The following is a 21,568-nucleotide window of genomic DNA, read 5'->3' as shown; positions in this document are numbered from 1 at the left end:
CTGGGCGGTATGAGCATAGGCGTCGTGGAACAATCTGGAAAAAGGTTTGCCCTGAAAAGCCTGTCTGCGCTGTTCATTAAGTGCGCCGCAGCAGGGCTTTCATTTCTTATGTTCGTTGCACTGTCCCGCGGGTTGGGCGACGAAGGGTTCGGTCAATTCAGTTTTGCCTTTTCACTCGCCACGCTTCTTGCCGTAATTGGCTCATGCGGACAGCGCAATCTGGTCCTGCGTTTTGCATCTTTTTACATCCATGCCCAGGATTTTGCCAAAGCAAGGGCAGTGGTGCGGTTCAGCTATCTGACCGTTTTGTTGGGATGTGGGTTCACCGCGATTGCGCTGAGCATATCGGCTGCGGTCTTGCCGATATTTGAAGACCAAAAAAGCCTGTTATGGGCAACGGCGCAGTTCACGATCATTCTGGCGATTGCTGAATTTCAACCCAATCCGCAACGTGCTGCGGGGTCTGTCTGGCGAGCGCTATTGCCACGGGACGTCGTCTTCCGTGCTTGTATAATCGCGACCGCAATGCTCAGCGTGTCGGGGGCAATCCCAGCGATTGATCCGGTTTCCACGCTTCGCACTATGACGGTTACGTTGGGGGCTATCGTTCTGATCCAGTGCTTTCTGGTCCCTCTGACCAACCCAGCCCGCCACGTGGCCGGAAAGGTGGATTTCAGCCCAAAACGCAAGTGGATCTCGTCCTCTTGGGGAATGTGGGGCAATTCGGTCGTGGATGCGTCCGGACGCAACCTTGCCATCGTCATCATGGGTGGTTTGCTGCCGGCTGCGGCCATTGGGGGCGTATTCGCGGCGTTACGTACGGCAATGGTTCTGGAACTGTTCCTGATGGCGATCAATATTGTGGCGGCACCGTTGCTGGCCGCCCAAATGGGGCATGGTGATGTCAGCGGCGCGCGCAATACCTGCCGCCGCATCAGCCTGATGCTAGGGTTGCCCACGCTTGTCAGTTTTGTTGTGTTTGTTCTCTGGGGCGGTTGGGTGCTGGAACTCTTCGGTGCGGGTTTTTCAGCTGCGCATCCCGAGCTTATTGTCATCAGCTTTGGATACCTCGTCAGCGCGTTGGCAGGCCCCACAGTACAGATCATGGAAATGTCCGGGTATGAGCGTGTGCATTTCAAAATACTGTCTCTAACAACGGGTGTTTCGCTTGCTGCCTTGCCCGCTGCCGTCGCGCTGTGGGGCACCATGGGGGCCGCCATGTGCATCAGCTTGAACCTGATCGCACTGAACGTCGCGGCCTATATCTTCATCTTCAGAGCAACCGGTATTTCCGCTGGCATCGTCGATCTATCCCTACTGAGAAAAGAGGGCACACCGTGACCCAAACGCCCTTGCCCGTGAACTTTTTATACCTAGGCGGTGACAAATGTGGCTCGACCTGGATTTGGCATATCCTCAACCAGCATCCGGACGTCACGTTGGCGAACGCCAAAGAGCTTTTCTACTTTGACCGCTTTTACGACAAGGGTGCTGCATGGTATCTGCGTCAGTTCCCCAAGCAAACCGCCACAAAGCGGGTGGGCGAAATCTGTCACGACTACCTGTACTCGCAAACAGCTCTGAAACGGATTGCGACGGACTTGCCCCATGACAGCCGCTTTTTGGTGACAGTTCGTTCCCCGATTGCCCGCAGTATCTCGCACTGGAAATACATGCTGAAGATCGGGCGCACGCGGCTGAGTTTTGAAGACGCCATCCAGGAGTTTCCTGAAATCATCGAGAATTCGCTGTTCGGGAAACACATCGAAAATGCTGTCACTCATCTGGGCGAAGAGCGCGTATTCGTGCTTGATTTCGACCAGCTCGGGGCGGACCCCGTTGGTTTTGGTAGGTCACTGTCTAACGCTCTGGACATCCCATTCATCGACTCGCTGCCCTACGCAGATCGCATTCTAGAGGCCCAATCTGCGCGCAACCCCGCGCTTGTTTCAGCGTTACGCAACACGGGTTGGATGTTGCGTCGACTGGGGCTGCCCAGCATCGTTTCAAAAGTCAAAAGTAGTCGGCATGTATCGCGGATGCTTTACACATCATCTGCCGAAAAAACCTGCGGGGAACCTACAAACGAGGTTTTGAAACAACTCACTGATCAGTTCGCCTCGGACCAAGCCAAATTGGCCAAATTCTTGCGTCCTCAGTCTTGCGACATGTCTGTTGGCTGAGGTGTCCGGGATAACCGCTGCAACCCGGCGCCCGGGGCGGCATGTGACAGTTCACAAGACCACCCTGATTACCGGGTTACTGATGTTGAGCGGCGTTTTACTGGGCCTCTCGTCCCTGCCTGCAGCGCTAGTAATTTCATTTTGCGCCTTTGCGTCCATCGTTCTGATGCGCAGCCTGACGAAACCCGCGGCATGGATCTGGGCGTTTGTCCTTTATTGTGTCGTCAGCGGCCTGGTCTTTAACGGTTTCGCCTCGATCCAAGAGACCTCACTTGCCAGTTGGATAGGGAAGGAAGGCCGAGTTTTTCTGTACTATTGGCCCGCCCTATATGTGCTAAGCACCAGCGTTCCGCCAGAAAAGCAAATCGGCCTACTGATGCGCGGCCTGACAGTGATTGTGTTGGCCAACGTCACCGCCACGGCAGTGGGCAATTTTTCAACATTCGGCTCACATCACGCAGCCGGAGCCTTTGCGGTGACGGCCACGCTTTATCATTTCTATCGGTACAGTTATTCACGGGCGGTGGTGGATCTGTTGTTTCTGGGAATGTCAGTTGTTGCACTCTTGGGAACAGATTCTCGTACTTCTCTGCTTGCTGTGGTTTTGGCGATTGTCGCAACAAACCTAAGCTCGGGCAAACTGCGAGCGGGTCTTGCGGTGGTGGTTCTTGCACCGGCAGGTATTTTCCTGATGGCCAGTGTCTTTCCCAGCCAGTTTGAACGCCTGAACGACGCCGCCAACGCGCGCACCTTTCATGCAATGCAGCGCAATTTCCTTGTCGCGTATCACGCCGAACACCCGCTGGAGGTCGGAAAGGCGTGGGAGTTGGCGGATGACATTGACCTGTCTGGAAACGCGAACCTGGCCATCCGTGGGTATTTGTTTGGACGCACAACAGGAGAGTTCATGCGTTCTCCCATCGTTGGGATCGGCTTCGGTCGGATCAACGACATTGGGCGGGTGTTCTCAGGCACGCCATACGCGCTCTATGTCGTAACAGAAGCCTCTGTCGCCTCGCCAACGGAACAGACGGCGCATAATTCCTACCTTCAGTTTTTGGCTGAGCTCGGGATTTTGGGTAGTGTGCTGCTTTTCCTTGCCTATCGCTCCATGTGGATTGGATTGGGCGGCACGATACCCCACCAAAGGATGTGGTCTCAGATCGGTAAGGCCAGTCTGGTGAGCCTTCTTTTCATAGCGCTGACGCAGCACTCATTCGGGGCACCGATTTACGGATTGTCCCTGTTTTTGATGGCGTCCCTCGCATACAGAAAATGCCAGCCTGCGTAAGGCTGGCATACAGATGTTCTGCAGTTATGAAGTCGCGCCGGATTTCATGGCGTAAAACTGCGTGATCATGGCTTCTTCCGCCGAGTTTGGAACCCGATTCATATGCAGGCCACCGTAGTCCCTGATATGCGCAGGGTTCGGGCCCGAAACGCGATAGGGCTCAGAACCGCCATCCTCAAGCGGTGCGCCGGATTGGGCCAAAGTATTGCCGTTCACGTTTGTCAAAATACCGGCCGCGCTGTTGGACGTTGTGACAAGCGTATCGACCCCAACCAAAGATGCCCCTGTATCAACGGCGCTTTGAATCCCGCCGAATGAGCATACGACACGCCCCGGATCCGATTGCAGGGTAAAGATCAGCGGATGACGTTGTTTAAGGTCCCCGCCCCCGCTACCTCGGTTGCTAACGATATGAGCGAAAGCACGACTGAAGCCAAGCGTCCGAAACGCGACCGCCTCAAATACCTCGGCCGAAAACGGCACCGCTCCTTGAAACACCAACGTGTCGTCAGCGCCGTCGCTTTCCAGCCAATGACGCGTGCCATCGGTTTGATACACCGGTGCCGAGGTGCCGCTGGGCGCAAGGTAATACCCCCCCAGAGTTCCTTTGTTGCTTACGCGTCGAACCGGATCACCGGCCAACGTGACTGGTACTAAACCAGCCGCATCCTGGAATAGGGTCGCCCGATCCGAAGGATCGCGCCACAATTGTGGTTCCAGACCTGAAATACTTTGATGCGCTTTGCGCAAAGCAAGCGAAGAAATCGAAAGGCTGACATCAATCATCGTGCACCTCCGATCTTTGTTGCCTGCCGCACGCGGCGTTCAGTTCTTTCCTACGGGCCATGACAGTCCGGATGTCACATTCCACTTGGGACAATTTCATTGGTCTCCACCATTTTGACGAATTGATCTGCGTACAAACCCAAGGGGGCGTGTGCGTTCGCCGAAATGGTTTCCGAACAGTTTTTACGTTGGCTTAGACGACCGTTCGGTGTGGTGATAAACGGCAGATTTGCGCTGCACATGGCTTCGGTTTTAAAAATACTCTTCTTAAAGTTGTTATTCTTAAAGTTCTAAACTTCACCTTAAGCACAGCTATCCGGCAGGAAGCGCCACCTCTGTCTGGGGTTTTGCGGTACCGGAATTAAGTCTTTGTTTACCAGTTCAACCTATCACGCAAGGAGCCATACAGTGGAAATACCACAAGCTGTATCGGCGCGTTGAATTGTGCTTGCGGCAGAAGGGATTTCTGGATGTTGGACTTTGCCTCTACGGCGCGAACACCCGACAGGTCAGCCGCGGTTACCTACCCGCACCCTCCCACAGCCGGTCTCTATTCGAAGTATGGAAAGCGGCTACTTGATCTTGGCTTGGCGCTTGTTCTGTTGCCTGCCATAGCACCGGTCATCTCCGTTTTATGGATACTGGCACGTCGCGACGGGGGGCCAGGCTTTTTTGGTCATGTACGTATTGGAAAAGACTCTAAAACGTTCAAGTGTTGGAAAATACGGACTATGGTCGTCGACGCAGAACAGCGGCTTCAGTCACACTTGGCAGCCAATCTCGAAGCAGCAGAAGAATGGGAGCGAGATCACAAACTGACCAATGATCCGCGTATTAATCGGATCGGACACTTCTTGCGCCGAACCAGTTTGGACGAGTTACCTCAGATCTGGAACGTGTTGAAGGGCGAAATGAGCTTTGTTGGCCCGCGCCCTGTCGTTGCCATCGAACTTGTCAAATACGGAAAGGCGGCACCTGCTTACCTTGCGCAAAAACCGGGTATAACCGGGCTTTGGCAAGTCTCGGGTCGAAACGAAATCAGCTATGGTGACAGGGTGGCGATGGACGTGGCTTACCTTGACCGGCGCAGCCTGATCAACGACTTGAAAATCATCGTCCTGACGGTTTCTGCCGTCCTGACCGGCACGGGTCGATGAAGAGTTTCGTTATTTGTTGATATTGGCAGAACACATCTTATACGTGTGCTTTGAATTCTCCAAAAAGGTTCGGAATGAAGCAGACTCCGATACACAACACGCAGTTCACAGCGGCCGGACGTCCCGCAGAGCAAGAGCTCGCAAGCGATACAATTGATCTGAGCGCGTTGGTCGCAACGTTGTGGCGCGGTAAATGGGTGATCGGGTTATCTACTTTGGCAACTGTACTGCTGGGCGCTTACTATGCATTTATCGCCGCCGTTCCACATTACAAATCCACAGCCGTAGTTATGCTGGAAACGGATCAAGCCAGCGTTGTCGACCTGCAAAGCGTTGTGGGTGGCTTGGCCGGGGACACCGCCGAAGTGAACTCGGAACTGGAAGTTATGAAATCCCGCGGCCTGATGGAAAAAGTTGTGAGCAAGCTGGATCTGGTCTCTGATCCGGAGTTCAACACCGATCTGCAGCCACCGAACGCTCTGGACCGTTCGTTGCAGTTTCTCAGGCCTAATCCCGTCCCCCCAACACCTGACAATTTGGCAGATCAGTTAACCCGGGACGATGTGATCACGGCTTTGCTTGGCAAGATCTCTATCCGGAATGTGCCGCAAAGCCTTGTATTTGAAATCACGGTTCATACTGAGTCCGCCCGCAAGTCGGCCCTGATCGCCGATACCATTGTTGACCTCTACATTCTGAACCAGATCGAAGTGAAATTCGACGCGACAGAACAAGCCACTACGTGGCTAACAGGCCGTGTGGCAGAGTTGCAAGCGGAACTGGAAACTGCCGAGGCAAAGGTCAACGCGTTCAATTCCGACACCACTCTTGTGTCACCCGAAGCTCTGCAGCTTCAAGAAGTTCAGCTGAAAGACCTGCGCGAGCGTCTGGAAACGGCAGACGCGACCCGTAACGCCGCACAGATCCGATACGAAAGCCTTATCGCGGCAAAGGATCGTGCTGCGCAGAGGGAAGCCAGCCAAGACTCACAACTGGCACGTCTATTTGACAGTTTGAACGGCTCAGGAACCAGCCAGGACGCCTTTGACACGGCGTTTCAACGGGTGGTCGCTCGCAATGCATTGGAAGTTCGGCGCGCGGCGCAACAAGCGCAAGCCTTGAGGCAATCCACGGAAGAGTTGGCCCAACAGATAGACCAGCAAAGCGCGGATCTGATCACGCTGCAGCAACTCGGTCGCGAAGCAGAAGCCGTGCGCTTGTTGTATGAGTATTTTCTGGCGCGGTTAAAAGAAACCTCGGCGCAGGAGGGAATTCAAAAAGCGGATAGTCGACAATTGTCCAGAGCGGTCGTTCCAAGCGATCCGTCTAGGCCGCGGAAACCGATGATACTGGGAATGTCTTTGATTCTGGGTCTCCTTTTAGGCAGCGCAATCGTCCTGATGAATGAACTCAGACGCAAAGGCTTTCGATCCGCGCCAGAGCTAGAACGCATGACAGGATACAGCGTGCTGGGCCAAATTCCCGCCTTTCCAACACGGGGACGTCGCACGGTTTTGGAATATCTCGCTGCAAAACCGTCATCCGCGACGGCTGAAGCGGTTCGAAACCTTCGAACATCGTTGATGCTGTCTAACGTAGATCGGCCCCCGCAGGTAATCGTGATGACATCTTCGCTGCCCGGCGAAGGCAAAACCACCAACGCCCTAGCACTGGCGCAGAATTTTGTGGGCATCGGAAAGAAAGTACTGCTTGTCGAAGGTGACATACGAAGGCTGACAATGACGGCGCAGTTGGAAAATGTGCCCAAGCAAGGCATCGTGTCCGTTCTGGCCGGAGACATTTCCGCACAAGACGCCGTTTTTCGGGACCCTTTGCTTGGATGTGACGTTCTCGCGGGTGAGGAAACCTCGGCCAACGCAGCGGACTTGTTTGCGTCGGACCGTTTTCGGCAGTTTCTAAGCGGCATGCGCGAACACTACGACATCATATTAATCGATACGCCGCCAACTTTGCTGGTGTCAGATGCACGGTTGATCGCACGTAACGCGGACGCGGTACTTTTGACCGTGAAATGGAATGACACATCCGAGCAAGATGTCAGCGAAGCGCTACGCCTGTTCCATACCGATAATCAGCACCTGACGGGAATTGTGATGGGGCAGATCAGCCCGCGTGGTGCAAAGGCGTATGGCTATACCTACGGCGGCTACGCGAACAGCTATTACAGCAACTGATCGCCAAATCGTGCCCGACCTGAAATTGTGAGTGCGCCCTTCGTACAGAAGGCCTGTTCAATCAGTTCGTTGTGCTAACCGTGCTCGTTGTACTGTTGGTCGATCCACCGCCGCCCGCTGCCGCGACACCAATGGCCGCCGCCGCAACCCCAAGCGCAGGAGCGACAAGCGGCACAAAGCCTGTCACACCCGCGGCTTCAGCCACCTTGGCAGCATCTTCCGCACCTCTGGATATCTCGGCATTTGGTGCGGTAGGCGCGCCGTTCTGTGAAGCGGGCGAGCCATCTTGAGCCAGTACCGCAGTGGTTGAAAATCCCAAAGCAAAAATCGAAAGCCTGATCATTCTTATCCCCCTCAATCACAACTCGATCTCAGAACAAACTGATGGTCGAGTGCGAAAATTCGTTATTGCTGGGCAGTTTTGAAACTGAAAAGTAGCAAAAACTACATTTATTATGAACTACTTGGATATGAAAAGTGTTAAAATTCGGTTAACTTCTCGGCCCGATGAACACTCCTCCGAAGAGAGTTGCATAGAATCCTGATTGCAGTTTTGACACACGTTTAACGAAAGTTAAATGCAGGATTAGTCGCTTGAGACGACCCCAATAAAAGCGGTTAAGGAGGGTCAAAAAAGGCAACTCCCCCGCGTGAAGATCAAAGCGTCATTCCTTAGGTGCACAAGCGTCGCAGCGTGGTTCTGCGTCATCACTGCGACCATTTCACAGGCGCAGTCTGTCTCGACCTATGGAACGCCTGGGCTGATCGATATTCCCACGGCAGAAATGTTCAAAGATGGCATGCTGACCTTCACGGCGTCGGGTTTCCGGAACACCGGACGGGCAACAATGACGTTCCAATTACTGCCCTGGATACATGGCAGTTTTCGATATGCCGTACTTGATCGCTTGGACGGCCCTGGAACAACCCGTTTCGACCGCAGTTTCGATGTCCATTTCCGCCTGCGCGAGGAAGATCGAAATGGGCCCGCGATTGCGATGGGCCTGCGAGACTTCGGTGGAACTGGTATTTACGCGGCAGAGTATGTTGTTGCGACGAAAACTCTGAATGACCGGCTTAAGCTAACAGGCGGTATCGGGTGGGGCCGGATGGCTGGCCGGGGCGCGTTCTCAAATCCACTAAGCGTTTTCGGAAACCGTTTTAACGAGCGGAACAACACAAATGCAGGCGACATTTCGGAAACCGGACAATTGGATTTCGGCAACTGGTTCCGCGGCGATGCTGCGGTATTCGGCGGGGCAAGCTGGCAATATAATGACCGCCTGACGTTTTTGGCTGAGTATTCACCCGACCTGTACGCCCAAGAAAGCATCAACGACAATTTTCAGGTCAAGTCCCCCATCAACTTCGGGCTTCAGTACCGTTTTCAGAACGGCTCTCAGCTGACAACTTCGGTTCTTTACGGAACGACACTGGGGCTGAGTTACAGCTATTTCGTTGATCCGCGCAAATCCGTCGCGCCCGGAGGTCAAGGCGCGGCGCCGCCGCCTTTGCGACCGGAAAACCCGTCGCAGAAACGTTCATCCACGGACAAGGGTGATATTCGCACCCAGATGAAAGCGGCCCTGAAACAAGAAGGGCTGCGGCTGGGCTATATGTCGGAAACCGCTGATACTGTCCTCGTCGGGGTCGAAAACACATCGTATGGGCAGGCCGCTCAGGCACTTGGCCGGGCAGCCCGCGTTCTGGCCAACGAACAGCCAAAGCAAACAAAGCATTTCGATATTGCACTGATGTCCAGCGGTGTGCCGCTCAGCGCCGTTCGAATAAACCGCGACGATCTCTATGCGCTGGAGAACGATCCAGACAACACGTGGCGCAGCTTTGCACGCGCTCAGATTTCAGACACGATACCTGTGGTTCAAGGTGGGGTCCTGAAAGACGCGTACCCGCATTTTTCCTATAGGTTCGGACCTTATCTGAACTTTTCTTTCTTTGATCCTGACGATCCGCTGCGGTACGAGCTTGGGGCCGCTCTGGGGGCCGATTACACTTTGTCCCCCGGGTTTACGTTGTCAGCCGAACTGCGGCAGCCAGTTCTTAGCACTTTGGATGACAGTAGCCGTGTATCGGATTCCACCTTACCCAGAGTACGCTCGGATTGGGCAATCTATGCCCGCGAGTCGAACCTGCGGGTCGAACATATGACCGCAGAGTATCTGTGGCGTCCGTCAACCAACCTGTTTGCACGCGCGACCCTTGGGTATTTGGAAACCATGTTTGGCGGCTTGTCCGCCGAATTGCTGTGGTACCCTGTAGACAGTCGCCTCGCGCTAGGAGTCGAGGCGAATTACGTCGCCCAGCGTGATTTTGACGTCTTGTTTGGCTTTCAGGACTACAGTGTCGCCACAGGCCACGTCTCGGCCTACCACGATCTGCCCGGCGAGTTTCATGCACAGATCGATCTGGGTCGCTACCTTGCCGGAGATTATGGCGCCACCTTCAGCCTTGATCGCGAATTCACCAACGGTTTCAAAGTTGGGGCTTTCTTTACGCTGACCGATGTCAGTTTCGAAGAATTTGGCGAGGGGTCTTTCGACAAAGGTATCCGTCTGGAAATCCCTGTGTCCTGGCTGACGGGACGGCCATCGCGAAACAAGATCGCGCAGACCATTCGACCTGTCTTGCGCGATGGCGGGGCAAGGCTGAACGTGCGAAACCGTCTATACGGAGTGACCCGCGAAGCACGCACACAGCAGCTTTTCCGCGGTTGGGGAAGGTTTTGGCGATGAGGTCCCTGTACGCCCTATTGCTTGGCCTGTTGTTGATCTCGTGCGGTGAGGCGCAAGAGGATTTTGACTTGCTCAAGGGCGCGCTGCAGCCTGACGCGCCTCGTTTTCATCCGCGCGCCAACGCGCTTGCGGCACGCCGCCCTATCCCACCACGGCTGGAGGTCAGCTTTCCCAGCCGTGACCTAAGCGGAGTCATGCTTCTGGAAACCGAACGTGCAGGTGTACAATCCTGGTTGTCCGCCGACGGCGCTGCACTCACGCTGTCGCAGGGTATGCTGACCTCGACCAAGGGTTTTGGTGGGGGGCTTGTCGCCTCGGACACCAGTCAAAGTGCGGCGATTGTTCTTGGCGACGGCAACGCGCGTGTTGAGCGGTTCCACAGCTTTCTGAACGGCAATGATGAAATCGAACTGCATGCCTATGTCTGCCAGATCTCAGAGGCAGGACCGGACATCGTCCTGCTGCGTGGCAACCCAGTAAACACGTCCAAACGCGAAGAGCGTTGTTATGGGGTCAGGGGCAGCTTTTTGAACACGTACTGGGTGCAGAACGCTCCGCGCCGGATCGTTCAATCATCGCAATGGACGGGCAATTTCCTGGGCAACATCTTCATCAAATCAGTGCCCGATGACACGTAACTCTTTGAACGGCAGAGGATACCTCGTGCGCAACATTTCACTTTTGATCAACCTCGTTGCGGTTTGTGCCGTGACAGTTGGATGCTCAACGATTTACCGCAGCCCTTCGGTGACTGCAGGCGTATCTGACAGCGGCAAAGTCCGCGTGGTACCCCTGACGCCCGAAACCGTTCTTGTGGCCAACCGATCTGTTTCTGCGCCAAAGACTCTGCCTGCGGTTTTTCAACTGTCCGCCGGATCTACAGCGGGTGCCAACCGGCAAAGTGCGGCGTCTTTACCGGATGCACCCTCTACACAAGATGGGACAAGAGCAGGTCTTCAATTGAACCCGCCCCAGCAGATCGTGCCGGGCCCCTACACTATCGGTGTTGGTGACGTTTTGGTATTGTCTACCCCGTCGACACAAGGCTCTGCGGGCGAGTTGTCTGGTCTGCTTGCCGCTCAGAACAGCCGCAACGGCTACACAGTTCAAGACGATGGCGCGATTAACATTCCCGATGTCGGCCGCGTCAGGCTTGCGGGTCTAACCGTGGACGAAGCCGAAGCGAGCCTGTTCCAACGTTTGGTGGAAAACCAGATTGACCCCACCTTCAGTCTTGAAATTGCCGAGTTCAACTCTCGCCGTGTATCCGTTGGAGGAGCGGTTGGACAACCCGGCGTACAGCCTATTACGCTGACCCGACTAACTCTGGGCGAAGCACTGACCGCAGCCGGTTCCGTTTCAGTTCGCGATATCGACAACAGTTCGGTCCGCCTTTACCGCCACGGGGAAATGTACCAGATCCCGCTTGAAGATCTTTATGCGCAAACCGCGTTACAGGACCTGAACCTGATCGCAAATGACTCGGTCTTCGTCGATACAGATTATGACCTGGATCGCGCGGAACGGTATTTTGCACAGCAGATCCAGCTGCGTGAAACAGCTCTGGAAGAGCGTCAAACCGCCCTACAGGAACTGGATACCGTGGTTAATTTGCGCCGTGACGACCTGAATGAACGTCGTGCGACCTATATACAGTCTATCGAATTGGATGCTGTTGATCGCGACTATGTCTATCTCAGCGGCGAAGTGCGTACGCAGGGCCGTTACGCATTGCCTTTCAACCACAATGCCACACTTGCGGACGCTCTGTTCGACACTGGCGGCGGGATTGCCAAGGAAACCGGAGACGCATCAGAAGTTTACGTTCTGCGCGCCGCGTCAGATGCCCGAGAATTCGGGGCCGTAACGGCCTGGCATCTGGACACCAGAAATGCTGCGCATCTGACGCTTGCTGCGCAATTCATCCTGCGGAGCAACGATATCATTTTCATTGCTGAAAACCCGGTCACGCGTTGGGGTCGGACAATCAGTCAGATCACGCCATCGCTGATTACGACACCAATCGTCGCCGCCGTGAACTAAGGCGTCATACAGACCGGGCCCGGCGCGGCGGCCCGGTCAACGATTGCGATAGGCCGATAAGCCATACGCCAATTCGGCTTTAGTCAGGTTCTGGTCTAAACCAAAAGCATCGCGTGGATGCCGGACGCAGTTGTACCTGTTGCGTGAATTCGGCGCACGCCGACTGGCAGAATGGAATAATCCGACACTTTTACGGTTCGAACTTCGTCCTGCACAGTGGTCAGGACCAACGTTCCACCGGTTTCTACGTAAAGGCCGATAGCGACAGCCGTCAAATCCGAACTGTCAGAGGGCGTTACGGGTGCAATATCTCGAGCAGGTCCAGCTAGGCTGGAGGCGCGATTGGTAAAAGGGTTCGTGGTCATGGGTTTTGCCTCGTTGAATGTTTAATCGGCAGAACCGTAGAAAAACCCAGTTAACGCGGTTCAAGCAGGGCGCGCGTTGCGCAAACTGTTTTATTGCGCTTGAAGCTAGGATCAGGTGGAGCAGTTACAGCAATAACTCGATCGACCAAATATCAGTCCTTATAGGAATTTGGGCGTGGAACCATCCAGACATACCGCACTGAGAACACCAGTCGCATAAGCTCCGGTATCGATGGCGATGCGACCACGCAGAGCATGTGCCTCTGATACAATGGTATGCCCATGCACAACCCAATAGCCATCTCGTCGATCCTTGGATTGAAACCTCGGGTGGCCCCAGATCAACAGCTCGTCTGTTTGCCCATCAGGCGGACATGCGGGGTCCGCTCCGGCATGCGCGACAAGTACGTTTCCTGATAAATAATGGCTTGGCAGGTCGGCCAGCCACGCTAACATCCGCTCTCCCATGGCCTCCAGCAATTTATCGCGGCAATCGATCAGATCGGCGGAGTTCCTTTCCAATCCAACCCCTCGGACACCAAAAGACGCCAGCGTCTGCAAGCCGCCGTGATGTATCCACCGGGCTGCTGGACCAGTAGGATCCGCCAGGAACCGAAGCAACATTTGTTCATGGTTACCCATCAGGCAAACATAGTCCGGTCGTGCAGCAAGCAATCGCAACACGTCTGCACTGTTTTCACCCCGGTCAATATAGTCACCGACCAGAACGACACGATAACCAGTTGGGACTCTGGCCAATAGTTCTTCCAACGGATCGAGGCTGCCGTGCACATCGCCGATCACGCACAAGGGCTCGTCCGGTTTCGGAGATTCAAAGCGCGCAGAACGACGGAACCCACGGGTTAGAAATGAAAGCATACTCAAGAACTTCTCGATGACATCGCCAGTGTCAAAACGGAGCTGGATCCTACCAGTCCCGCGGGCGGTTTATACAGTGATAGCCCTAGTGCAAAGCCTTCTCAACTTTAATCAAGCCGAACGGCAAACAGGTACACCCATCTTGATTAGCTCAGCACCCCTGATCCTGTGGATACCAGCGATGCGATTGCGACCTTTGAGCATGAACCAGGTTTTCAACGGTTCAGGATAATGATCCGCCATGATTTGACTAAAGTAATCAAAGTCTTTTTGCGGCAAACGCCGACCGCTTCGGGACGGACCGTGAAACCCGAATACCGTTTTCGCATCTACACAAGTGTCAGGCAGACCCAGAAACATTGTACATGTAGAATAACAAACGCGCCCACGGATTTCGATCCGAACTCTGTTGCGTCGAAGGTTTTCCAACTCAATGATCCGGTCATGTAGATATCCACCTCGGTCGTTCTGAACGATGTAGGTCTTATTCGTCTCTGCCCATGTGCTTGAGGCCATAAGCATCAGGCAAGACGCTGCGCCTACTGCAATCAGCCATACAGACAGGCAAGTTTGCTTTATGCATCGCTCTGCAAAAACTTCGAAGCCACGTAAGTGCGCCTGACACATCCTTTTTCTCCAATCCAGTTGAACCTGGGATCAGCGCTAAAGAAGAGACGCGTTTCGGCTGTGCGTGCGTGGTGGCAGAATTATGTTTTAAATTAACAATTTAATGCCAATTTCAGTTAATTCTGAAAGACAAAATGAGAAGGGCCGCGAGATAGACAGTCAAACTGTCTCGCGGCCCCAAGCCAGATGTCTGAACATCCAGACACCTAGGATAGAACGTCGGTCAATTGTTAAAGCAATCCCTTATGATTGGATTGCCATCGGTATCTATAGCGCCCGTGTCGAACTTGATCTGAGGTGCAAGACGGGGGCGCGTGAAAGCGATCGCCTCGTAGGTCTGTGCCGAAATGATAAAGTTCCCAAACCACGGTGTGTAATCCAAGAATGCCTCGGTCATAAGCAATGTATCGCCTTCAGCAAACAGCGGGATACGACCAGCGTACAAGCTCATGTCAGCATTAGTCAGATTCAACAACCCGTCTGTGGACTCTGACCAACAGAACTCCAGAACCCGTTGGGTCGCGTCATCACAATCTGCTGTGCACTCGACCGTCGATAGCCTCATTTCCGTCGGATAGTTGTTATCCGTCAGAAATCCCAGAACGCTATTCACACCGTTAAAATATGCGGTGTCTATAAAGTTGTCTTCGCGGCTGACCATATCGGATACCGTATAAGTCGCCTTGGACTGCAAATACGAAACCCGAATTGCATCCTGCGTGACAATTCCACCGAAAATCAAAAGCACAAGGAACGGCATGACCATTCCAGCCTCGACCAGCGCAGCGCCGCTGGTGTCCTTCACAAAGCGATTGATGGCGTGACCAATCTTTCGGAGCGATTTGTTGTTTCTCATGGTCATATCAAGTTGGCTCGTTCACAAATGCGGATTTTGAAACCAGTGCAAAGTTCCCAAACTCATCGTATCGCGGCAGAGCTCGCAAAGCATTTATGTACGGGAATAGAGATGCCTGAATGAGGCAGGCCCGCGCCACCATCAGTTGGTTTTCGTCGCCTGCGGCGAATTCAATCGGCGGCACGTAGCCGTCTTCCGGGGTGGTGTCCAAACAATTGGAGTCACCCAAATCCAACGTCCATACACCTTTTTCCACTTCGCGAACCTGAAGCAACAGGTTGTCCGAGCAGTCCCACAGTATGAATCGTGCGTACGGCTTTGCACACATCGCATCCTTTACCTTGTCATGATCGGGATCAGGGATAAGCCCCAAACGCAGTTCGCGGAACGTCTCATCAGTCACGCGATCAAGGGCGACTTGCCTGATCTGCACATAACTGAACTCCATCGACATGTAGGACATCAAGAGAAGCAACGGCAGAACCATTGAAAACTCAACCAATACCGCGCCGTTTTCGTCTCTCTTCCATGTAACAAGGCTGTTCACCAAGCGTCTGGCGATGCCGGGCTGCTTGCCATTAGACGATTCTACAGAATTGTTTTTGATAGATTTTACAAACATAACAACACTCCAGCCCAATCACTGCGTCAGACGCAGCCGGTTGATTTCGCGGGCGATTGAATCGAACGCCGAGTCGATATCCAGGCTGTTTACATCGTAGAAAAAGGAAGGAGAGGACGCGCAATCCAACAACGTAGCGTCGCCTTGACCGTAAGTGTCCATTCCAATTGTGAAAATCGTGACACCTGTGGCTTTTACTGTGTCACAAATATTCGTTGTACGGGTGTTTTTCGTGTCATTGAAAGTTGATGCCACGATGCGGTTATAATGACCATTAGCGGTTCTTGACGTATCGGCCCGAGATAAGATGTCGTTTACAAAGGTGCGAACCGGAAGCTCTGCCCACACTTCTTGCCAGGTTAGACGCACAGCGCCCGTTCCTGGCGATGTGCTCCAGAAATTTCCTGGTACTCGGTAGTAGTCAAACGGACCGAACCGGTTCCTGAAATACGCAAAGTTATCCGTGCCGGGCCGATGGAACACGGGCGAATTGCCACTGCGGAACGGGGCGCGAATATCGTAGCTTGATGTATTTTCCCCATCAGACATCACGATCAGGTATTTGACGGATTCCACACTCGTGTAGTCATCGGGTACTCCTCGACTTGCAGGTCCTGAAAGATATTCAAATCCAGCCGTGCCAGACAAAGATGACAACACAGGTCGCAACGAAGGGTCCAACATGGCAGCCCCCCATTTCGTGGCCATTTCGATCGAGGTAAACCCGTAAGGCTGCATCGCACGAATGCGGGCCTTAAGCGCATCGGGATTTTGTGACCACGGCACGATATCGCGAACTGCAGAATCCGTTGGGCAGACGACACCAAACTGATCAACATCGTCCCCCAGACCGCGCGCATCGTGATGCGCAGTTCTGGTTAGCTGGGTGTCTGTCGGAATGACGGTCGTTTGATAATCAGCATTGTCGCTGAATGTAACGCAATTGGAGTCCGAATGCTCAGCACTCACAGTGAAATTGCTTAGCAATGCCTCACCAACAGATACTTGGGTCGCAAAGGGAACCAGTGAAATAACGGTATTGCCCGGCTGACCCGGGTCCGGCTGAACCTCATCGACAAAAGCCTGAGCTGCCGGGATCAGCAAGTCCATGCGCGACGGCGTCGCCGGCGGTCCGCTGATTGCACCGGGCGCCCATGACATTGAACCCGAGTTGTCCAGCGCAAGGGCGATTTCAATATCCTGTCTGGACTCTGTTGCAGCACCTACGACGGAAACGTCCCAATTTTCCCATCCGATAATTCTGCTGAGATAAGATGCAAATTGATCAGATGCGTCGATCGTGACGGTTCGCTCTGCAAGAGAATCAACAACCGTTACGTTATCAAGGTTGTCAGCCAGGCCAGCCTTCCCGAAGAAATCCTGAACGACCAACTCGGGGTCCAAGGTTTGTTCAAGGTCGGCTGCTGCCAAGCTTGCTGAATCAGTCGTGCTTTGAAGGCGCACCCTCACGCTTTCGGCCAAGGCGGATTCAAAAGCAAAACCGATGAGTGCCATCAACGGTACGAGCAATAGTGCAACCAGAATGAGAACAGCCCCACGGCTCTCGTCTCGGTAACGAGAAAAAAGGTCTTTTTGCTGACCGGAATTGTCCGCCTTAGCCTTGTCTGGCAGAGCGATTAAGCCACGTTCGGTTTTCTCCGGAAACTCAATACACATCTTTACAACTCACAACTGTTAACATCACGAAAACACTGAAAACCCGGATATTCTTACCTTAAAATGAACACCAAATGAACCCAAAATGAATGAACTTGGGCATTTTTCGGGCTCATTTTGGGCGGAAACACGGTCTTTGGATGCGCTTGTACATGCGAAACAGCTTTAAAAATAAGGGCAATCGGTAATACAACGATCATGGCGAGCGAGATTTTCGCGCGAAGAACTAACTGAATCGTGAAGTTGTTTCGTTAACTCGGCCTTAAACACATCAATGGATTGGGGGCCTGAAAATATGTGTGAGGTTGCATGCAACTCAGCCAGTCTTTTTGTTTTCCACTTAAGCATCTGTAAATAAAAAGATAACGACTGAAGTGTGGAATAAGCGACCCGAGGGAAACTTCAGCATAACACGAGCATCGATAACACTAGCCGTTGGAGTCGCTGTCGTTCTCGCTGTTTCAATTGGTCTTTTGGAAAAAAGGAAAATCAACGATCTCGATCTATTTTGCTGATTGTCCTCAGAACACACATTCTGCTTTTTTAATTCAAGCGCGAATCGTGACACTGGGTTATCAGAATTCTGTTTGCATGACCTAATTTGACATTGTTTTGGTTGTAGCCAGTTCCAATACCGGCTCAAAAAACAATTCATACAAATTGATTCTTTTGTATTTGAAACGTGGCCTCGTTAAAAAAACTGAGCTCAACCTACTTCCTCGACACCGGAAAGCGGAATCTTACCAAGAAAGTGAGCAGCCTCACCTGACTGTTCCAATTTGATTGTTAGTGCATCATTGGCTTTTGATCCATCGGGATGACGGGTTCCGGCGCTGGCGGGCGCGTCGCTCAGATACTCTGAGCTGGATGGGGACATGATCAAAACAGGCACGACGACGAGCGGGGCTCAAGACGTTTCCTTTTGCGGCTTCCGTCAGGATTAATTTGTCCAAAGTCAGATCTGAAACCGCGCGTTCTCTTTCTGAAGCCGTTTCAGTTCCTTCAATTGATCAACACCCATTCCACCGTACTTCTTTCTCAAGCGGTAATAGGTTTGTTCTACAGCGCCGATCTGCCTGATCGCATCAAGACGGGACATGCCTTGCCCCATCAGAACCTCAACCTGCCGTAACTTCGAAACTATCTCTTCCGTCGCTTGTTCGCCATTCTAAGTCCTCCATTTCCTAAACGTAACGGTGGACCAATTCAGTTGGGGAGGCTCAGTTCAACCTGGCCGCATCAGACACTTCCATGCCGCCATACTTGGATTTGAATTTGTAGAACGTGCCTTGGCTGAGACCGTGCTTGCGGCACACCTCCGCCGTTGGCGTCCCGGCTTCTTGTTGCTTGATCATCCCAATGATCTGGGCTTTCCTGAAACGACTCTTTCGCATTCGTTTGCTTCTTCAAAAGGTTGAGCAAACTCTACATAACGACGAGGGAAGTTTCGGGGAGCAGGTTATCGGCTATCGCGTTGGCAGCCATCGTCATCTACTGGCTAAGAATCCTGAGCCTAGAAGACTCACGGAAAGCCCTTGTGATAGACACGAATTAGACCTTACCTTCTTTTTGAAGCTCTTTCCATATTCCAATCGCTACATCTACCGCATCCTCAAACGAAGTGCTTATCTCTTCTATCTTTTCCGGGTACTTTGAAAAGTCTTCATCAAACGGCTTTTTCCCGTCGAAGAAACGGTGAGCAATCTCAGTATTGCTATCTTCAAAACACCTGTAGAATTCCTGCGCTTGAGCGCGTGTCGTGAAGTGGTGTTGGCCGGGACAAACCTTCTGAATATACCTATGAATACCGTTACGTTCGAACCGCGGTATAACTTCGTTAACCCTCTGCATAAACCGGCTGCCGACGTAACTGATTGACGAATTTTCGGTTTCAGGTCTTTCTAAGTCTTGCAGATCAATTCCAATGTGTGAGCAGAAATCATCAATAAGATCCCCGTTTACAAGTACTTTCCTATCGAAGAGCCGTACTACGAGATTCTCTCGACCGAACACTTTTGACCATGCATTCAACAGATGCGAATAATTCAACTGCGACATTTGATGTGCCAAGTCTTCGCAAAGCGTAAATGGCAAACCCCCATTCAGGACTGTTGAAGTAAGATCACTTACTGCATACTCATCCTGTCGGCGCAGGTAGACAATCACTTTCACCTCGTCGAAGAAATCAAGCAGGGCGAATACATCTCGAACTTCATCTTCTTGTGTAAAGTGCGATAGGTCCTCAGAAGAAATCACAATCTTTCGACATCGAGACCGACGAACTTCTTTATAGAGTTTCTTTTTGAATTCTAGTCGATACGTCAGCCATTCTTCTCCGGTGGTAATTTTTTCCTGCTCAAAATAAAACCACTGCTTATTTCTTTGGCGATCAGAGGCGAGTGCTATCTCAAACCCATTGTGCGTAATAGCCTTGGGCTTTAGAATTCGGCGTTTTCTCAGGCTCTTTCGATTTCTGTTTAAAAAACTTTGAATTGAACTCGAGCCCGTCTTTCGAGTTCCTATGTGAAGGTAGCAGGTTTTCATTCTTGCCGGAACCTTGTATTGAAGTTTCATGCTAAATCGCTGTCATTGCTAAGTGCCCTTGATCAAGGCGACTGTTGAGCGTCCCCACATGGGTATTGACCGTCTAGTTTGAATGGCATGTGTGGATGCACAGTTCTCCTTAGCGAAAGTTAAGCTGCTTGATATGCTAGTTGACCAGTGAGCTCCAGACCGCTGTCCTCAAAAATGCTCTGCCGCGAACCCCCTCTTATCAAATCGACCTAAACTGTCCCATTGGCGCTGGCGTCAGACAGATAGTTCGGATGCAGTCTGTTTTTGAAGAAGCCAGGGTCAATCAGGCTATTGAGGTTTGCTTCAAGCTCACCTGAAGGGTGCGCTGTTTTCTGCGCATCTTCTGTTTTAAACTAACTCAGATTCTGGTGCAGTCCTCTTGGCTTGACCGCTTTCTCGGCGGCTAGCCGGGCTTCCTACCGTTGGGCTTGTAAAACGCCACCGGGCGGCCGTGCGTCTGTAGATAGCTCTCAAGCGCTTCGAAGTAGCTGGAGGTGCTCGCGGGTGGGACAAACGCAGTTCCATCAACGTGCTGGTGGCATCGTCGATAGAGACGATCAGTGTGCAGGGATCGCCTCGATCCTTGAACCAGCGGTGGTTGGAGCCGTCGACCTGGATCAACTCACCATAGCATTCCCGCCGCAGACGCGGCTGATGAAATGTTCTGCGTTGCTTGCGGGATAGCCAGATTCCACCTTCAACCATCCATTTGCGCAATGCCTCACGCTAGGATTTGAAGCCGTGATGCTCGGCCAACTTTTCAGCAGCCAATGGCATATCTCTCCTTGACCAGTGCCAACGCATAGTCGCGCTTCGACTTGTAGATCTGATTATTCGGAGATTTGCCGTGTGTCTTTTGCCGCATCGCAACTGCACCCTCTAAACGATATCCATCTTTGTAATTCCGTTTGGCGTGGGCTTCGGAGTGTTGGCCATCGAAAACGCGCTAAGTGTCCTTGGTCTTTTGTATCGTAATTACAACTTTAGAACCCGTGTTCACGGGCTGTATCCGGACATTGGTGCAAGCGCGGCGAAGGACGAGATTGTCCCGCGATGCGTGAGTTCTAATGGGTCAGGATTTTGGCAGCGCGGCGAAAGTCCGGTCTGGCGGGCCGCACCGCAGCACTTGGATGTTAGGGGCAACGGCAGGTATGGGCCGTCATTAACTAAGCCAAAGTCAACAAACCCTGCTTCGCAGCAATCCATGCTAGGTGCAGCATATAGAACTTTGGGCTCAAAGACGCCAATCGAAATATCTTCTTGGGCCGTGGTTTCGCCCGATGAGTGCGTCTATCGGCAATGCTATTTCACTTGGCTGACGGTGCTGACAGTGCCGACGGGAACTGTGTGTTGGTTTTTCTTCAGGTGAGAGAATCGGCGACGCTGACGACTGGGTACGCTTCTTCTAGGGTGCCTGAGTTTGCTCTCTTGCGTAGCAGCGGTGTAGCACCGGGTGTAGATGCCCTGGGCGCAAGAAGCGCCCCATGCGGCGCTAAGTGTTTGTTATATCTCTATAAATTTTGGTTGCGGGAGTAGGATTTGAACCTACGACCTTCAGGT

General features: G+C 52.8%; 18 protein-coding genes and 3 pseudogenes. 8 read left to right on the top strand and 13 right to left on the bottom strand.

Going from position 1 to position 21,568, the window contains the following annotated elements:
- Positions 1 to 9 precede the first annotated feature (9 nt).
- Genes ACR0BD_RS16295 through ACR0BD_RS16285 form a run of 3 tightly spaced genes read left to right on the top strand, consistent with a single transcriptional unit; the run spans position 10 to position 3,474 of the window.
- The gene (locus tag ACR0BD_RS16295; protein ID WP_480831977.1) at positions 10 to 1,341 is read left to right on the top strand and encodes a lipopolysaccharide biosynthesis protein; all 1,332 of its coding nucleotides are present in this window, start codon (positions 10 to 12) and stop codon (positions 1,339 to 1,341) included.
- Positions 1,338 to 2,183: a sulfotransferase domain-containing protein gene (locus ACR0BD_RS16290; protein WP_480831976.1), complete on the top strand. Its 846-nt coding sequence runs from the start codon at positions 1,338 to 1,340 to the stop codon at positions 2,181 to 2,183. The genes ACR0BD_RS16295 and ACR0BD_RS16290 overlap by 4 nt, the downstream gene beginning before the upstream one ends.
- A gap of 43 nt (positions 2,184 to 2,226) precedes the next feature.
- Complete coding sequence (locus ACR0BD_RS16285; RefSeq protein WP_480831974.1) at positions 2,227 to 3,474, top strand: O-antigen ligase family protein; 1,248 nt, start codon at positions 2,227 to 2,229, stop codon at positions 3,472 to 3,474.
- Between the two features lie 24 nt (positions 3,475 to 3,498).
- Here the strand turns inward: ACR0BD_RS16285 and ACR0BD_RS16280 are convergent, their stop codons facing one another.
- On the bottom strand, positions 3,499 to 4,260 hold the full coding sequence (locus ACR0BD_RS16280) for a hypothetical protein (RefSeq protein ID WP_480831972.1): 762 nt from the start codon (positions 4,258 to 4,260) through the stop codon (positions 3,499 to 3,501).
- A 470-nt stretch (positions 4,261 to 4,730) separates the two neighbouring features.
- On the opposite strand from ACR0BD_RS16280, the gene ACR0BD_RS16275 reads away from it, so the two are divergent.
- Positions 4,731 to 5,417: a sugar transferase gene (locus ACR0BD_RS16275; RefSeq protein ID WP_480831970.1), complete on the top strand. Its 687-nt coding sequence runs from the start codon at positions 4,731 to 4,733 to the stop codon at positions 5,415 to 5,417.
- 74 nt (positions 5,418 to 5,491) lie between these two features.
- On the top strand, positions 5,492 to 7,612 hold the full coding sequence (locus ACR0BD_RS16270; protein ID WP_480831968.1) for a GumC family protein: 2,121 nt from the start codon (positions 5,492 to 5,494) through the stop codon (positions 7,610 to 7,612).
- Positions 7,613 to 7,673: 61 nt separating this feature from the next.
- On the opposite strand, the gene ACR0BD_RS16265 is transcribed toward ACR0BD_RS16270, so the two are convergent.
- Entirely contained in the window at positions 7,674 to 7,955 is a 282-nt protein-coding gene (locus tag ACR0BD_RS16265; protein ID WP_480831966.1) for a hypothetical protein, read from the bottom strand.
- 442 nt (positions 7,956 to 8,397) lie between these two features.
- Here ACR0BD_RS16265 and ACR0BD_RS16260 point away from each other — a divergent pair, with 442 nt between their 5' ends.
- From ACR0BD_RS16260 to ACR0BD_RS16250, 3 genes are read left to right on the top strand one after another with little or no spacing between them, the layout of a single operon-like run.
- Complete coding sequence (locus ACR0BD_RS16260) at positions 8,398 to 10,365, top strand: YjbH domain-containing protein (RefSeq protein ID WP_480832199.1); 1,968 nt, start codon at positions 8,398 to 8,400, stop codon at positions 10,363 to 10,365.
- Positions 10,362 to 11,003: a YjbF family lipoprotein gene (locus ACR0BD_RS16255; protein WP_480831964.1), complete on the top strand. Its 642-nt coding sequence runs from the start codon at positions 10,362 to 10,364 to the stop codon at positions 11,001 to 11,003. Before ACR0BD_RS16260 ends, ACR0BD_RS16255 begins: the two co-directional genes overlap by 4 nt.
- Positions 10,993 to 12,408, top strand: coding sequence for a polysaccharide biosynthesis/export family protein (locus tag ACR0BD_RS16250; RefSeq protein WP_480831962.1), 1,416 nt, complete (start codon positions 10,993 to 10,995; stop codon positions 12,406 to 12,408). The genes ACR0BD_RS16255 and ACR0BD_RS16250 overlap by 11 nt, the downstream gene beginning before the upstream one ends.
- 95 nt (positions 12,409 to 12,503) lie before the next feature.
- On the opposite strand, the gene ACR0BD_RS16245 is transcribed toward ACR0BD_RS16250, so the two are convergent.
- The 11 genes and pseudogenes from ACR0BD_RS16245 to ACR0BD_RS16195 form a co-directional block, all read right to left on the bottom strand.
- The gene (locus ACR0BD_RS16245; RefSeq protein WP_480831959.1) at positions 12,504 to 12,773 is read right to left on the bottom strand and encodes a spike base protein, RCAP_Rcc01079 family; all 270 of its coding nucleotides are present in this window, start codon (positions 12,771 to 12,773) and stop codon (positions 12,504 to 12,506) included.
- 159 nt (positions 12,774 to 12,932) lie between these two features.
- Positions 12,933 to 13,652, bottom strand: coding sequence for a metallophosphoesterase (locus ACR0BD_RS16240; protein ID WP_480831957.1), 720 nt, complete (start codon positions 13,650 to 13,652; stop codon positions 12,933 to 12,935).
- Between the two features lie 111 nt (positions 13,653 to 13,763).
- Positions 13,764 to 14,174, bottom strand: a complete 411-nt coding sequence (locus ACR0BD_RS16235) for a hypothetical protein (protein ID WP_480831955.1) — start codon at positions 14,172 to 14,174, stop codon at positions 13,764 to 13,766.
- Positions 14,175 to 14,502: 328 nt separating this feature from the next.
- The gene (locus ACR0BD_RS16230; protein WP_480831953.1) at positions 14,503 to 15,141 is read right to left on the bottom strand and encodes a TadE/TadG family type IV pilus assembly protein; all 639 of its coding nucleotides are present in this window, start codon (positions 15,139 to 15,141) and stop codon (positions 14,503 to 14,505) included.
- A 1-nt stretch (position 15,142) separates the two neighbouring features.
- Positions 15,143 to 15,757 carry a TadE/TadG family type IV pilus assembly protein gene (locus tag ACR0BD_RS16225; RefSeq protein WP_480831951.1) on the bottom strand — a complete coding sequence of 205 codons (615 nt, stop codon included), beginning with the start codon at positions 15,755 to 15,757 and terminating at the stop codon, positions 15,143 to 15,145.
- 18 nt (positions 15,758 to 15,775) lie between these two features.
- Complete coding sequence (locus ACR0BD_RS16220) at positions 15,776 to 17,434, bottom strand: Tad domain-containing protein (protein ID WP_480831949.1); 1,659 nt, start codon at positions 17,432 to 17,434, stop codon at positions 15,776 to 15,778.
- Positions 17,435 to 18,140: 706 nt separating this feature from the next.
- Complete coding sequence (locus tag ACR0BD_RS16215; RefSeq protein WP_480831948.1) at positions 18,141 to 18,311, bottom strand: hypothetical protein; 171 nt, start codon at positions 18,309 to 18,311, stop codon at positions 18,141 to 18,143.
- Positions 18,274 to 18,578: pseudogene (locus ACR0BD_RS16210) on the bottom strand (transposase); the annotation flags it as partial. The gene ACR0BD_RS16215 and the pseudogene ACR0BD_RS16210, both read right to left, overlap by 38 nt.
- Positions 18,579 to 18,660: 82 nt before the next feature.
- Positions 18,661 to 18,828, bottom strand: a pseudogene (locus ACR0BD_RS16205) (transposase); the annotation flags it as partial.
- A 157-nt stretch (positions 18,829 to 18,985) separates the two neighbouring features.
- Positions 18,986 to 20,008 (bottom strand): hypothetical protein, encoded by a 1,023-nt coding sequence (locus ACR0BD_RS16200; RefSeq protein WP_480831946.1) that lies wholly within the window; start codon positions 20,006 to 20,008, stop codon positions 18,986 to 18,988.
- Positions 20,009 to 20,438: 430 nt separating this feature from the next.
- A pseudogene (locus ACR0BD_RS16195) lies at positions 20,439 to 20,915 on the bottom strand (transposase family protein); the annotation flags it as partial.
- Positions 20,916 to 21,568: the final 653 nt, after the last annotated feature.

It is taken from the genome of Ruegeria sp. G5 (assembly GCF_056533365.1).
Note: the sequence above shows the minus strand (reverse complement) of the source record. Positions and strands in the feature narration are given on the sequence as shown.